General features: G+C 61.6%; 10 protein-coding genes. 5 read left to right on the forward strand and 5 right to left on the reverse strand.

Going from position 1 to position 13,665, the window contains the following annotated elements:
• Positions 1-65: 65 nt before the first annotated feature.
• Together ACFOTD_RS10110 and ACFOTD_RS10115 are read left to right on the forward strand one after the other, a co-directional pair.
• Positions 66-1,412, forward strand: coding sequence for an ABC transporter substrate-binding protein (locus ACFOTD_RS10110; RefSeq protein WP_378118237.1), 1,347 nt, complete (start codon positions 66-68; stop codon positions 1,410-1,412).
• Positions 1,413-1,538: 126 nt separating this feature from the next.
• A complete protein-coding gene (locus ACFOTD_RS10115) occupies positions 1,539-4,196 on the forward strand; it encodes a hypothetical protein (protein ID WP_378118239.1) in 2,658 nt (885 codons plus the stop codon).
• A 49-nt stretch (positions 4,197-4,245) separates the two neighbouring features.
• On the opposite strand, the gene ACFOTD_RS10120 is transcribed toward ACFOTD_RS10115, so the two are convergent.
• Genes ACFOTD_RS10120 through ACFOTD_RS10130 form a run of 3 tightly spaced genes read right to left on the reverse strand, consistent with a single transcriptional unit; the run spans position 4,246 to position 7,225 of the window.
• The gene (locus ACFOTD_RS10120; RefSeq protein WP_378118241.1) at positions 4,246-5,352 is read right to left on the reverse strand and encodes a Gfo/Idh/MocA family protein; all 1,107 of its coding nucleotides are present in this window, start codon (positions 5,350-5,352) and stop codon (positions 4,246-4,248) included.
• Positions 5,353-5,385: 33 nt separating this feature from the next.
• Positions 5,386-6,111 carry a ThuA domain-containing protein gene (locus ACFOTD_RS10125; protein WP_378118243.1) on the reverse strand — a complete coding sequence of 242 codons (726 nt, stop codon included), beginning with the start codon at positions 6,109-6,111 and terminating at the stop codon, positions 5,386-5,388.
• Between the two features lie 31 nt (positions 6,112-6,142).
• Positions 6,143-7,225: a LacI family DNA-binding transcriptional regulator gene (locus ACFOTD_RS10130; protein WP_378118245.1), complete on the reverse strand. Its 1,083-nt coding sequence runs from the start codon at positions 7,223-7,225 to the stop codon at positions 6,143-6,145.
• A gap of 209 nt (positions 7,226-7,434) precedes the next feature.
• Between ACFOTD_RS10130 and ACFOTD_RS10135 the strand changes: the two genes are divergently transcribed.
• Together ACFOTD_RS10135 and ACFOTD_RS10140 are read left to right on the forward strand one after the other, a co-directional pair.
• Positions 7,435-8,043 (forward strand): bifunctional transcriptional activator/DNA repair enzyme AdaA, encoded by a 609-nt coding sequence (locus ACFOTD_RS10135; protein WP_378118247.1) that lies wholly within the window; start codon positions 7,435-7,437, stop codon positions 8,041-8,043.
• Positions 8,040-8,567 carry a methylated-DNA--[protein]-cysteine S-methyltransferase gene (locus ACFOTD_RS10140; RefSeq protein WP_378118249.1) on the forward strand — a complete coding sequence of 176 codons (528 nt, stop codon included), beginning with the start codon at positions 8,040-8,042 and terminating at the stop codon, positions 8,565-8,567. Before ACFOTD_RS10135 ends, ACFOTD_RS10140 begins: the two co-directional genes overlap by 4 nt.
• A gap of 116 nt (positions 8,568-8,683) precedes the next feature.
• Here the strand turns inward: ACFOTD_RS10140 and ACFOTD_RS10145 are convergent, their stop codons facing one another.
• Positions 8,684-9,583 (reverse strand): DNA-3-methyladenine glycosylase family protein, encoded by a 900-nt coding sequence (locus tag ACFOTD_RS10145; protein ID WP_378118251.1) that lies wholly within the window; start codon positions 9,581-9,583, stop codon positions 8,684-8,686.
• Between the two features lie 646 nt (positions 9,584-10,229).
• On the opposite strand from ACFOTD_RS10145, the gene ACFOTD_RS10150 reads away from it, so the two are divergent.
• Positions 10,230-10,997, forward strand: coding sequence for an SPL family radical SAM protein (locus ACFOTD_RS10150; protein WP_378118407.1), 768 nt, complete (start codon positions 10,230-10,232; stop codon positions 10,995-10,997).
• An 85-nt stretch (positions 10,998-11,082) separates the two neighbouring features.
• Here ACFOTD_RS10150 and ACFOTD_RS10155 read toward each other — a convergent pair whose 3' ends face one another.
• Complete coding sequence (locus ACFOTD_RS10155; protein ID WP_378118252.1) at positions 11,083-13,644, reverse strand: diguanylate cyclase domain-containing protein; 2,562 nt, start codon at positions 13,642-13,644, stop codon at positions 11,083-11,085.
• Positions 13,645-13,665 lie beyond the last annotated feature (21 nt).

Raw genomic sequence — 13,665 nt, forward strand, 5'->3', positions numbered from 1 at the left:
GTTCTCAGCCGCCGGGGGCGATGCTACGATAGGCTCGTATTCAAACGACCTATGGAGGAGATTGCATGAAAAAGAGGGGAACACTGCTCGCGCTCTCGCTGCTCTTGGGAATGACGGGCGCGCTTACGGGCTGCGGAAGCGGCAAGAACGGCAATGACGCCGCGGCGTCCGGAGCCGCGCCGAGCGCGCAGGCAAGCGGAAGCGCGGCAGCCGAAGAGAATGTAACGTTAAAATTCATATCCTGGTGGTCTTATTTGAAGCCGGAGCTGCTCAAGAAATTCGAGGACGAGAATCCCGGCATTAAGGTCGATTACGAATATGTGGCCGCAGGCGATGCCTACAACAACAAAATCAAGACGCTGACCGCGTCCAACGAGCTGCCGGACGTATTCGGCACCCAAGGGGTTACGTTCGAGTCTCTAATCAAGACGAACGACATACTGGACCTCAAGGACGCGTTCCAGACGCCCGCCTACGATAAGGCAGACAAGTGGGGGGATACGATCAATCCTGTGCTCGTGACCAATATGAACTCGGGTTTGACCTCGGAAGTCGATGCGGCGAATCACGTATGGGGCGTTCCGTTCGGCGCGGTCAGCGTCGTCGTCGTCTACAATAAGACGCTCTTCGACGGGCTCGGACTGACGGCTCCTCAGACATGGGACGCGTTCGAGTCCAACAACAAAAAGCTCAAGGAAGCGGGCCTCATCCCGATGTCCTACGCCAACAAAGTCGGTTGGGGAGACTGGTGGCTGCGCTTCCTGCTCGATCAGTCGACGAGAGACGTCACGACCGACGACTTCCTGACGGGCAAGGCGAAGGTGACGGATCCGGGATTCGTGGAAGCGGTTCAGAAGCTGAAGCAGCTGTGGGACGACGGCACCTTCGACCCGGCGGGCATGACGAACGGAATCGACGAGACGCAGGCGTTGTTCGTTCAGCAGAAGATGGCGCAGTACATGGTCGTGCCGGAAAATTTCGTCCAGTATTTGCAGGAAAACATGCCGCAGGGCGTCGAGCTCGGCGCATACGCGCTTCCGGCCTGGAAGGGCATCGAACCGAGCCGCACGCTCGGCGGCGCCTCCAACATCGTCGCGGTGTCGGCGAAGACGAAGCATCAGGAAGCGGCGATCAAGCTGGCCAAGTTCCTGACGTCGGAGACGACGTTCCAGCAGCTGGCCGACAGCGACGTCGTGCCAAGCACGAAAGGGTACACGCCGCCCGAGGGCGATAAGATTATGGGCGCCTACGCGGAGGCGGCCGAGAAAGGCTTTATCGTCGAGCATACGCCGGGCGACGAAGCGGGCATCAAGCTGTTCCAGGACGCGCTGCCCAAGATTCTGCTCGGCAACAAAACGATCGATAAGGCGCTGGCCGAGGTTCAGGCGCTGATCGACAAAAACGCGAAGTAACGGGAAGACCGCTTGCGACAGGCGGCGCCTGCGCTTGCTTTCGCCCCATCGTACCGGAGTCTTCGAAAGCTATGGCTGAGGAGCGCTCCGGTATTTTTATCCAATAAAAGAGAGCGAGGAATCGTCATGAACCACGCGATGGGCAGACCGTTCGGCAAGCTCGGATATGCGCTCCTGTTGGCATTTGCGGCGGCCGCGGGCTTGCTGCTTTTAGGATCGGCCAGCGCTTCGGCCGCAAGCTATTATGTCAACAATCAAAGTGGAAGCGCTTGCTCGGATACCGGCGCCGGAACGTCGGCGTCTGCGCCCTGGTGCAGCTTCGCGCCGGTCAACAGCCATGGCGCTTTTGCCGCGGGAGATCAGATTCTGCTCGCCAAAGGGGGGGCGTGGAACGAGCGAATGACGCTCGCGGGCACGGGAACGTCCGCGAATCCGATCGTGCTTAGCGCATACGGTTCGGGCGCCAAACCGAAGATTGTCCGCAACGGCCTGGAATCGGACAGAGCGATCTCGCTTACGAACCCGAGCTACTGGACGATCAGCGGGCTGGAGATCGGCCGGGCCGGCGCGGGTATCGTCGTCAGCTTCTCTACGGCGGGGCATGAAGGGCTCGTCTTTAAGGATATCTATTTGCACGATATCAGAGGCATTCACCAGGGCTCGGGAAGCGGTGACGACGTTACCGGCGACGCGGTATGGAACTCGGCCGGCATCGAATTTACGTCCAAGACGTTCGACGATTCTCACAGCGCATCGGCGCCGATCGTCAGAAACGTGCTGTTCGAGGATATCGAAGGAAGCCGCAACCTCGACACGATCTCGATCGATTGGTTCAACGGCTCCTACTCGTCCGTTACGGGTAATAAAGCGGCCGAACACGTCGTGATGAGAAAGCTGAACTTCCATCAGAACGACGCGGGAGGGAGCGGCGCGACGGGGTGCGACGACGGGATGCGGATCACGGACGTACGCTACCTGACGCTGATCGATTCGAGAATCGACGGGGACGCGGGCTGTCACTCCGATACGGGCACGGCTGCCATCTACCTGGCCGGCGTGTACGACGCGAATATTTTCAACAACTCGTTCACGAACGTGCCTCACACTTCTTCGCCGGATATGGTGGCTTTCGATTTCGAATGCTGCACCGATCGCGTGAACATCGGCGAGAACTACTTTGCGGGCAACGCTGGAGCGGGAATCTCGTTCCTTGCCATTCATCCGGGGCTGGGCTTTGAGCTCAACACGACGGCAGCCGGCAATACGTTCGTACAGAACGGCAGCGGATCGTTCCGCCGGGCGGGAACGTCGGATACGCCGACTGGCACGATTCGGGACAATCTCTATCATGAGGCGAATGCGTTCCTGTACGAGGATGGCGCGGACTACAGCGGCTTCTCCGTCTCGAACAACCAGCCGATCAAGTCGGTCTCCGCCATCGCTCACGCATCGGCGAGCTTCGGCTCGTCTCAAGGCTTGGGCAATTGGACATCCAAAGCCTACGATGGCGCGTCCTGGACGAATCTTGCTTCTTACGACACCGCGAAAAAGCAGTGGCAGCCGTCCGCCGCGACAGCCTTCCCTAGTGTCTCCGCGTTCGAGCTCCAGCCTTCGGCTTGCGCGAACTGCAAGGTGGCACGGGTATGGACGGCGCCGATCCAAGGGATCGTCAGCTTGCGCGCGCGCGTGCTGATGGCGGAAGAAGGCGGGGACGGCGTTGTCGTCCGCATCGCCAAGAACGGCACGCGAATCTGGCCCGCCTCGGCGGATCAGTCGGTCGCCGCGGGAGATCGGATCGGCTATGAAGCCATACTGGACGGAATCGCCGTGGGCGCGGGCGACGAATTGAGATTCGAGGTGTCCGCGGGTTCGGCGGGGAACAACGCATCCGACGCGGTCAGCTGGGCGCCGTCGATCGCCTATACGAACTATGGATTGCAGTGGGACTTCGGCACGGCCGGCAATCTGGAAAACTGGACGATGGCCAACCAAATCGCCGGCACCGTATCCGGAGGTATTCTTACGCTGACGAGCAGCGGAAGCGATCCCTATATCGTCTCCGCGGACAACCTGAACAGTCCGGCTGCCAATCGTTATTTGAGAATCCGCCTGAAGAACAACACGAACGACCCGATGGCGCAGCTCTTCTTCACGACGACGACGGACACCGCCTGGAGCGCGTCGAAGTCGGTATTGTTCGTCACCAAGGAGAATGCGCCCGATTATTCGACTTACGTGGTGGATCTGGGCGTCAACCCGAATTGGACCGGCTCGATCAAGCAGCTGCGCCTGGATCCGATCTCGAAGAGCGGCACGATGAACGTCGACTTTATCCAGGTAACCGCGCTTGGCTCCGGCGCGAGCAAGAGCTGGGAATTTGGAACGGATACCGATGCCGAAGGCTGGACCGCGGGCAATCAGATCTCGTCCATGACGGTGTCGGGCGGCAGCCTGAACCTGACCTCCGCGGGAACCGATCCCTATATTTACTCTCCGGACAATCTGGCGATCGATAATGCCTTGATCAACCGTTACGTCCGCATCCGATTGCAGAACCTATCGTCGAACACGACGGCGCAAATTTTCTTTACGACGACGACGGACACGACTTGGAACGCGGCGAAGTCGGTTACGATTCCGCTGTTGGCCACCAGCGATTATATGGAGTACGTGGCGGACATGGGGGCGGTCGCCGGCTGGACGGGCAGCATCAGGCAGCTGCGGTTCGATCCGCTGACGGCGGCCGGTACGGTCAAAGTCGACTTTATACGGATTACGAATTAAAAGCGACCCCGACGCCTCCGGTATGGAGGCGTCGGGGTCGTGTTATCGATCAGGCGTCGAGCTCGCCCTCGCGCAGGCCGAGCGGCAGCGGCGCGGGCTTCTCGCACGTGCTGTGCATGCGGTAACGCACGCCTTGCTCGGCCGCGTCGTGGAAGCCGTGCATCGCTTCAAGCACGTGATAGGCCAGCTCGCCGTTGGCGCGATGCGGGCGACCGGTCAGGATCGCTTGCGCCATGTCAGCGGCGCCGAGGCCGCGGGCGTTGTTCGCATAGCCGTGCGTCAGCGGCAGCTCGGACCAGTCGCCGGAGCCGGCGCGGCGGATGCGGATCGGGCCGCCGAACGAGTTGGGGTCCGGCACCTGAAGCGTGCCGCCGCTGCCGTAGATCTCGATGAAGGGCAGCTGCGCGCCGCCCGGTGCGTCGAAGCTCGTCAGGATGGTGCCGATGGGGCCGGCCGCGAACTCCATGATGCCCGCGACATGAGTCGGCACCTCGACTTCGATCTTCTGGCCGTTTTTCGGCTTGCTCGTGATCGTCCGCTCGGGATACGAGATACGGGCGGCGCCGCTCACGGCGGCGATCGGGCCGAGCAGCGCCACGAGCGCGGTCAGGTAGTACGGACCCATGTCGAACATCGGACCGCCGCCCGTCTTGTAGTAAAACGCCGGATCGGGATGCCAGCTCTCGTGCCCGCCGCCGACCATGAACGCGGTCGCGCCGATCGGCGTGCCGATCCAGCCGTCTTCGATCAGCTTGATGCATGTCTGGATGCCGCCGCCGAGGAACGTGTCGGGCGCGCTGCCGACGAGCAGCCCCTTCTGGCGGGCCAACTCGACCACTTCGCGGGCTTCCTCGCGCTTGACCGCGAAGGGCTTTTCCACGTAGACGTGCTTGCCGGCTTGCAGCGCCTGCAGGCATACGGTCGCATGCGCTTGCGGGATCGTCAGATTGATGACCATCTGAATATCCGGATCCGCGAGCAGTTCCTCGACGGACAGTCCGCGAATGCCGTGCTCTTCGGCCTTCGCCTTGGCTCTGGCGACGTCAAGGTCCGCGCAGGCGACGATCTCCATCGAGCCGAAGCGCCCGCCGTTCTGCAGGTAGATGCCGCTAATGTTGCCCGTGCCGATAATGCCGACCTTTACTTTGTTCCCCACCGTAACGTTCCCCTCTCGATCTTTTTTTCCAAATTACAGCTGGTTGTCCTGCATGCCCGTATAAGTCCCGTCAGCCGCATAGTCGGCCGCGCCGGCGGTCTTGCCCTCCGCGCACCACAGGAAGCCTCTGCGCATCAGCTCCGACACTTCGGGCAGCGCGACGACGTCGGCTTGGTGGCCCAGCGAATTGTAGTACACGCGTCCTTGTCCCCAGCGCTTCGTCCATACGACCGGCATGTCGACGGCCTTGTTGGGCGAATGCGGCCCGGGGGCGATCGGGAAACGGGTCGTGGCCAGCACCTCGATCGCGGGATCGATATGCAGGTAATATTGCTCGGTGCTAACGGTAAAGTCGGGCATGCCTGCGACGAGCGGGCTCGAGCTGTGTTTCACGTTGACGACATACTCGGTGCCGTCGTTGCCGGGATGGGCCACCCATTGGCCGCCGGTCATGAACTGCCAGTCGGTATTCTCGCGGAAAGCGTCGCACATGCCGCCGTGGCATCCTGCGAGCCCGGTTCCCGCCTGGACGGCCGCGGATACGTTGTTCACCCATTCCTGCTCGATCTTGCCCATCGTCCAGGCCGGTACGATCAGGTCGAGCCCCATGAGCTTTTCCTTGTCGGCGAACGCCTCGAGCGTATCCGATACCTCAACCTCGAAGCCCTCGGCGGCTAGCATCGCGCGAAACAGCTGGGCGACCTCCTTGGGCTGATGACCGTCCCAGCCGCCCCATACGATCAACGCTTTTTTAGCCATGTCCTATCCCGTTCCTTTCGGTTGCGCGCCCTTAGCAGGAGCGTCTTATGATGAGTTGCGTCGGCAGCAGCACGTCGTCTGCGACCGGGTTCGAACCGTTTGCCTGATATACCGCTGCGCCTTCCGCGACTCCGATGGCGTCATTGCCGCTCGCGACCCCGGACTCGCCGGCCAACCGCGCCAGCACCGATTCGGCGGCGAGCCTTCCCATTTCGTAAAATGGCACCTCGACCGTCGTCAGCGGAGGATCGGTCAGGCTGGAGGCGTCCGAATTGTCGTAACCGATCACGGGCAGCCGCTCGGGCACCGCGACGCCGCGTTCGCGCAGCCCCTGGATCGCGCCGATCGCCATCCGGTCGTTCGCGCACAGCAGGCCGTCCAACGCCGCGAGCCGTTCGAAGATAACGCCTGCGGCTTCGTGACCGCTCTTGCGGCTGTAGTTGCCTTCGAACAGATGCTCAGGGTCCGGATACAGGCCGGACTCGGCGAGCGCTTGCCTGTATCCCTCGTAGCGGTCCGCGCTGTTGGAGTAATGCGGCGAGCCGTTCAAAAAGCCGATGCGGCGGTGACCGGCGTCCAGCATGTACCGCGCTGCCGCATAAGCGCCCGCCCGGTGATCTGCGCCCACGCAAGGCAGCCCCGCCCGTGAATAGCGCTGGTCGACGACGCAGCAGGGCAAGCCTTCGTCGGCCAGTGCGAACACGGAAGCTTGCTCCTCGGGCAGCGCGCTCGCGCCAAGAATCAGGCAGGCGTCGACCCTGCGCGTCCGGTACAGCGATACGTAGTCGTACCGCGCTTGCGGATTGCGGTAGAGGAGCAGGAGACCGTACCCCGCCTGATGGAGGACATCTCCGATGCCGCTCAGAATCTCGGAAAAGTAGTAAGTGGAGAACAGCCTGACCTTCGGCACATGCGGCAGGACGACGCCGATGTTGCCGCTTCTTCCTTTGGCGAAGCCGGAAGCGAGCGCGTTCAATTGATAGCCGAGCTCGGCTGCGGCAGCGGCCACCTTGCGCCGCGTATCTTCCTTGATCGGTCCGACGCCGTTCATCACGCGGGACACCGTCGCCTCGGACACGCCGGCCAGATCGGCGACTTCCCTGCGCGTAGCCATGTTTTGAGACTCCTCTCCAAGCGCGTACGCCGCGTTATATCATTTCTAAAATTCAACAATGTACACGCGTACATTATGCCACTGACGATCATCCGAGTCAATCGGATCTTTTGCGGGCTTAGGCGGCTAATTTCGAAATCTTGCGATTGTAATCCGAAATCCTTACGGGCGTCGGGGATTGCGGGTATACTTGGGGGGAGGTGATGCAGATGGGCGTCGACAACAGGAATAAAACGTACGCGGGCGAAGCGCCTGACGAGGCGCAATGGACGGCAATCGTCGGCAACGACGCGGCATACAACGACCGCTTCCGGTACGCGGTCATGACGACAGGCATTTTTTGCCGTCCTTCTTGCAAATCGCGGGCGCCCAAGCGGGAGAACGTGCGGGTCTTCGCGGATTCGGATCCGGCGATGGCTGCGGGCTATCGTCCCTGCAAGCGTTGCAGGCCGACGGACAGGAAGCTGCCTGACGCGGAGTGGATCGGTCAGATGACGGAATTCATCGATCGCTGCTACTATGAGCCGATCACGCTGGACCGCCTCGCGGAGCTGTATCGGGGCAGCCCTTATCATTTGCATCGTATATTCAAACGGATCGCGGGCGTCACGCCCGTCGAATACGTGCAGCGCACCCGCATCGCGCGGGCGACCGAGCTGCTCGAGACGACGAGCATGCCGATGGCCGAGATCGCCGATGCGGTAGGCTTTGGCAGCGTTCCTTATTTTATTACCGTTTTTAAACAGAGAACCGGCACGACGCCCAGCGAATTCAGAAGACTGGGAGGCCGGCCGGCTTACGTGGAGGTGTCGGAATGAACAACCTGCAGACAGGCGAAATCGTCCGTTGGACGCGAATCGAGCACGGGAATTGGCGGCTGTATGCCGCGGCCACGGACCGGGGGCTTTGTTATGTCGGCTCGCCGGACATGCCGTACGAACAGCTGGAGTCGTGGGTGAACGCACGGATCCGGGGAGCGGAGCTCGTCCGGGACGATGCGGGGCTGGCGCCGTACGCGCGCGAGCTGGCCGAATATATGGACGGCGTCCGCCGTACGTTCGAGGCGCCCGTCGATGCCCGGGGAACTGCGTTCCAGCAGGCCGTATGGCAAGCGCTGCTAGGCATCCCCTACGGCGAGACGCGCTCGTACAGCGACATCGCCGCACTCGTAGACAAGCCTGCCGCGATGCGCGCGGTCGGCGCGGCGATCGGCGCCAATCCCGTGCTCGTCTGCGTGCCCTGCCACCGCGTCGTCGGCAAGAGCGGAGCCATCACGGGCTATCGCGGCGGGCTCGGCATGAAGAGCAAGCTGCTCGAGCTGGAGCGGGGCGGCCGGGCTTGACCGCCGGCAATCGTGCCGGCACGATTGCCGGCTGCTGATTGCCAGTACCATTTGTCAGTTGGTGATTTTCAACTGCTGACTTGCCGACTGCCTAGTCGATTGCGTGGCATGCCCGTTCAGTAGAGCAATCGCCACAGATAAAATGTCGCATACGACTCCCAGCCGCGCCAGCCTGCGGACAGCCGCAAGATCTCCTCGCGAGGCGGCTTGGCGTTACTCCCCGTGACGTGGCGAATCGCATGATGCAGGCCGACGTCGTCGATCGGAAAAGCATCCTTCATCCGCAGGCAGCGCATCAGCACATAGTTCGCGGTCCACGGACCGATGCCGCGAATGCGCACGAGCGCTTTTTCCGCTTCGCGGTATCCCAGTTCCTGCAGCATCCCCTTGGACAGCGTTCCGCCGGCGATCAGCGCGGCCGCGTGAATGAGATATTCGCATTTTTTGACCGTCAGCTTCAGCGGCAGCAGGTCCTTGACTTCCAGGCCGGCGATGACCTCAGGCTGGGGGAACGTCCAATAAGCGTTGCCGTCGCAGGCGATTCGGCCGCCGTACGCTTCCACCAGGCGCGCTTTGAGCGTATAGGCGAAGGCGAGATTAATCTGCTGACCGAGGATGCCCCATGCCATCGCCTCGAACAGGTCGGGAATGCCGACCAGACGCAGACCTCTGTGCATGGACGCCGCGGCAGCCAGGATCGGATCCTCGGCGGCAAGCCGGTAGAACGGCGCGAGATCCGTATCCAGATCGAGCCACTCCCGGATGTAGGCGACAGCGGACTCCCGGACTTGCTCGCTCGGACTGCCGCGATCGCCCGCGAACGCGACGAGCAGCGCGCCGTCGCTGGCGGAGCCGATCTCCACGACCGGCGTTCCCTCCAGCGGAAGCGCCTTGTACAAGCGTTCATCTCGAATATGATGCAGGCACTCTTTAGGGGAGCGCATCAAGTAACCCAGGTTGGCGGAAAAACGATAATCCTCCGGCGTAGCGAGGGTTAACGTCGGTTCGTAGGGCATGATCATCCTCCTCCGTTCCCATTGTAACGCAAAGTCGGGACCCTCGTATTTCGTAACCTTGCTGATATATTGGAAGAGACAAAAAGAAAGTGACATCACCGTAGGCTTGTGGATTTCTGCCGGTAGTTACGTGGTTTTTCCGTGTAACTCTTGCCACAGCGGCGGTTTCTGCCGGTAGTTACGTGGTTTTTCCGTGTAACTCCGGCTACAGCGGCGGTTTCTGTGCGAGTTGTGCGGTTTTTCCGTGTAACTCTGGCTACAGCGGCGGTTTCTGTGCGAGTTGTGCGGTTTTTCCGTGTAACTCTGGCTACAGCGGCGGTTTCTGTGCGAGTTGTGCGGTTTTTCCGTGTAACTCCGGCTACAGCGGCGGTTTCTGTGCGAGTTGTACGGTTTTTCCGCCCAAAAGCGCTTATCTCGGGTCGGAAGCGCCTTCGAGCGACTCGGGCTCGCGTCCAGGAGCGCTTCGCGCAGCAAATTGCCGTTCTGCCCTTCGCCCCCAGCCCCGAAGTTGCCGTGCCAATGGCGACCGACTCCGGCCCTTTCCCGAGAGTCATCGCTTCTCACTCATTTACGCGAGGTGTCGCCAGCCGTGAGCAACCAGCCGAAGGTGCAATATAAAAAGCCCAAGTCGCTGCTGAATCGAGCGATGGGCTTTCTTGAAGATTATACGCATACGCTGAACCCGTACGGGGGCTGCGCATTTGGCTGCACCTACTGCTACGTGAGGGGCATGCCGGTCGCCGCGTTCCGCGAAGAAGCCTGGGGAACGTGGGTGGACGTCAAGCAAGGCGCGGGCGAGCTCCTGCGCCGGGAGCTTGCCCGTGCCGCTGCCAAAGGTCCGGTCCGCATCTTTATGTCCTCCAGCACGGATCCCTATCAGCCCGCCGAGTATCGGGAGCAGGTCACGCGGTCGCTGCTCGAGGCGATGGCGGAGATGCCGCCGGACTTCCTGCTCGTGCAGACGCGCAGCCCGCTGGTGACGCGCGATATCGACCTGCTGCTGCGAATGGGCAGCCGCGTCCGCGTGAGCATGACCATCGAGACTGACCTGGAGGCGGTACGCCGCGTCTTTTCGCCAGCCGCTCCGCCGATCGCAGCGCGACTGAAGGCGCTCGCCCGGCTCAAGGAAGCCGGCGTCCCCGTCCAGGCGGCCGTCGCGCCCGTACTGCCCAGCAGCGAGCGTTTGCCGGCTTTGTTGAGGCCGGTGACGGACCGCGTCGTCATCGACGACTACGAGATGGGTGACGGCAGCGGCGGGCGCCGAACGAGAAGACTGGGACTCGAGCCGATGTACGCGCAGCTCGGCATGACCGAGTGGTATTCGCCGCATTCGTGGCGAATCGTGTACGACCGGCTCCGGGCGTGTTACCGGGAAGACGAGCTGAAGATCAGCAGATCCGGTTTCGCGCCTTGATCTGCAGCAGATCCGGCTTCGCGCCAGATCGTCAAAAACCCCGGCTTCGCGTCTTGATCGCGAGCCGGGTTTGACGTGTTGACAGTTACAGCGCGAAAACACGGTTTTTCCCTTCGGCTTTGGCGATTGCGAGCGCCTTTTCGGCTCGTGCGACCAGCTCCGAGGAGGTTCCTTCGCTGGCGTTGGTCTCGATCGCGACGCCGACGCTTGCCGTCAGATACTCGCCGATGCCGGGCTGCGGATGCGGAATCTGCAGCGAGATGACCGTCTGACGGAGTTGATCGGCGAGCATGTCGACGCTCGCTTGGCCTTCGGGCGTAGGCTCCTCGGCCAGCGTCAGCACGAATGAAGCGCCGCCGTATCTGGAGATGACCGCATTTCGCAGATTCCCGACCGCGCTCAGCGACTCGGCGACCCAACGTAGACAGTTGTCGGCGCCTTGATAGCCGAACATCGCGTTGTACGATCGGAAATTATCGAGATCCAGCATGACGACCGCCATCGCTTTGCCGTTGTCCGCGCACAGCTGCCAATCTTTGGCCAGGTTTTCGTCGAAGCAGCGTCTGTTGGGCAGCTCGGTCAAGCTGTCCGTATGGATGTAGCGGGACAGCTCCCGCGTCACCTCGGTGAACAGATTTTCTTGTCCGGCATCGCCCGACGCTTCACGGGCGATCGCCATGATCGACGGCTTGCCGCCGTAGACGACATGGGCAAGCGTCATCTCCAGCTCGACCGGGGCGCCCGATGCTTCGGGGGCGGCGTTCATCCGGAGACGGCAGGATCTAAGCTGCGTCGCAGCCGCCACGATGCGGCCAAGCATTTCCGCAAGCTCTGTCTCGGACGACGGATCGATCCAGTCGGCGAGCTCGCGGCCGATCAGATCCGCCGCACCGGGGACGTTCAACAGGCGTGCGGCTTCTAAGTTCGCGAACACGATCCGGCCTTCGGTCAGCGTGACGAACGCGACTGCCGAATACTCCATCAGCTGCAAGTAACGCGACTCGTTTTCCTTCAGCGTGCGCGCGTACAAAATCGACTTTTCCTCGGCCAGCCGCAGATCCTCTTCCGTCTGCTTGAGCGCGATCGACTTCAAGTCGGCCAGCGTATGAATCTCCTTGGGCTCCCAGGGAAGAGACGTATTCGTGACGACCTCCTGCCACGCCTCGAACGATTTGCGCGGCGAGATCCGGTAGCCCTCGCCGATTCGCACGACGGCTTTGGCGGGGTCGCCCGCCCAGGTTACCGTCTGGACGACCTCGGGCCTGAACCAAAGAATATGGTCGCGATAATCCGAAGAGAGCGAGAGGAACACGACGCCTGCCGCTTTGTCCGGATATGCGGCTGCCGGCGGGTAAACCGAGGAGAGCCGGCTCGTATGATACGCATAATCTTCCGCCTGCTGGCTCAGCCACACCGACAGCTTGACGATCTCGGCGGCGCCCGGCGTGCTGCCGAACAACAGGAGGCGTCCCTTGAACTGGACGGCGGCGCCCGAAGCGTTCATCACGGACAGCAGCGCATCCTCGTCCGCGCTCAGCTTGCTCTTCAGCTGTTCGGGCGTGCCCGGCGCGCCGAAGATGCGCGCCAGCCGCTGCGCCAGCGATTTGAGCTGAAGCTCGTCTTGATAATCGTCGAGCCGCTGGCGCTGGTGAAGCTCGCTGGAGAAAAACGAGCCCAGGAAATTGCAGAGATTGCGCTGCCGGTGCGGCACGTACTTGGGCGTATCATGGTGGCAGGCGATCATGCCCCACAGCTCGCCCCCATGGATGAGCGAGATCGTCATGGTGGCGCCTACGCCCATATTTTTCATATACTCGATATGGATCGGAGAGACGCTGCGCAGGACGGAAAGGCTTAAGTTCAGCGGTTTGCCGGAGGGTTGAAGCGTAGGTATGACCGGCACTGGCTCGTAGTCCATATCGACGATCGTGCGCACCCAATTGCGCACGTACAGCGCTCTGGCTTGCTTCGGAATGTCCGAAGCGGGGTAGTGATGGCCTAGGAAAGGTTCCATCGTACTGTTTTTCGCTTCGGCGATGACTTTGCCGTTCCAGTCCGCATCGAACTCGTATACCATCACGCGATCGTAGCCGAGGATATCCTTGACGAGCTCTGCGGCAACCTGGCTGGCTCCGGCCCGGCTATGCGTGCGCTTGATGCGCGTAAAGAAGGCCTGCACCCATTCGAAGTCGTTGACGACGGGCGCATCGTCGTCCGTGGGGCGCTCCAGCTCGACGACCAGAAGATCGTCGCTGACGTGGAGGATCGCGAAAAATTCCGCCGGTCCGTCGGGCAGATCGATCGTCATCTCCAGAAAATGCTGCTTGTCTCCTGAGGCTGGACGGGCGAGAGACTCCTCGATAAACGCGAGCGCCCGTTCCCCGATAACGGCAGACAGCGGCTGCCCGAGCAGCGACTCTGCAGGCGCTCCGAGCAACAGATCGGTATTGCGGCTGCACTGCACGACCGTATGCGCGTCGTCGTTCGTTACAGCGAGCAGCACGCCATGGGGCTGTATCATGCCTGGAATATGAATCGGTTCTTTCTCGCAGTTGGTCAGGTCGATCGGTTCGTTCGTAAAGTCGCCTTCGGTTAGCAGCGAGCGATTCAGTTCGTTCTCGATATCGTTGTCGTAATCATCGGTCATTACACACCAGCCTTTTTCGAA

It is taken from the genome of Cohnella sp. GCM10012308 (genome assembly GCF_042649185.1).
Lineage (GTDB): Bacteria > Bacillota > Bacilli > Paenibacillales > Paenibacillaceae > Cohnella.

Bases quoted from the DNA above. Each gene is read 5' to 3' on its own strand.
- ACFOTD_RS10125 (WP_378118243.1), bottom strand. From the start codon at position 6,111: ATGGCTAAAAAAGCGTTGATCGTATGGGGCGGCTGGGACGGTCATCAG.
- ACFOTD_RS10115 (WP_378118239.1), top strand. From the start codon at position 1,539: ATGAACCACGCGATGGGCAGACCGTTCGGCAAGCTCGGATATGCGCTC.
- ACFOTD_RS10155 (WP_378118252.1), bottom strand. From the start codon at position 13,644: ATGACCGATGATTACGACAACGATATCGAGAACGAACTGAATCGCTCG.
- ACFOTD_RS10140 (WP_378118249.1), top strand. From the start codon at position 8,040: ATGAACAACCTGCAGACAGGCGAAATCGTCCGTTGGACGCGAATCGAG.
- ACFOTD_RS10135 (WP_378118247.1), top strand. From the start codon at position 7,435: ATGGGCGTCGACAACAGGAATAAAACGTACGCGGGCGAAGCGCCTGAC.
- ACFOTD_RS10110 (WP_378118237.1), top strand. From the start codon at position 66: ATGAAAAAGAGGGGAACACTGCTCGCGCTCTCGCTGCTCTTGGGAATG.
- ACFOTD_RS10130 (WP_378118245.1), bottom strand. From the start codon at position 7,225: ATGGCTACGCGCAGGGAAGTCGCCGATCTGGCCGGCGTGTCCGAGGCG.
- ACFOTD_RS10145 (WP_378118251.1), bottom strand. From the start codon at position 9,583: ATGCCCTACGAACCGACGTTAACCCTCGCTACGCCGGAGGATTATCGT.
- ACFOTD_RS10150 (WP_378118407.1), top strand. From the start codon at position 10,230: ATGGGCTTTCTTGAAGATTATACGCATACGCTGAACCCGTACGGGGGC.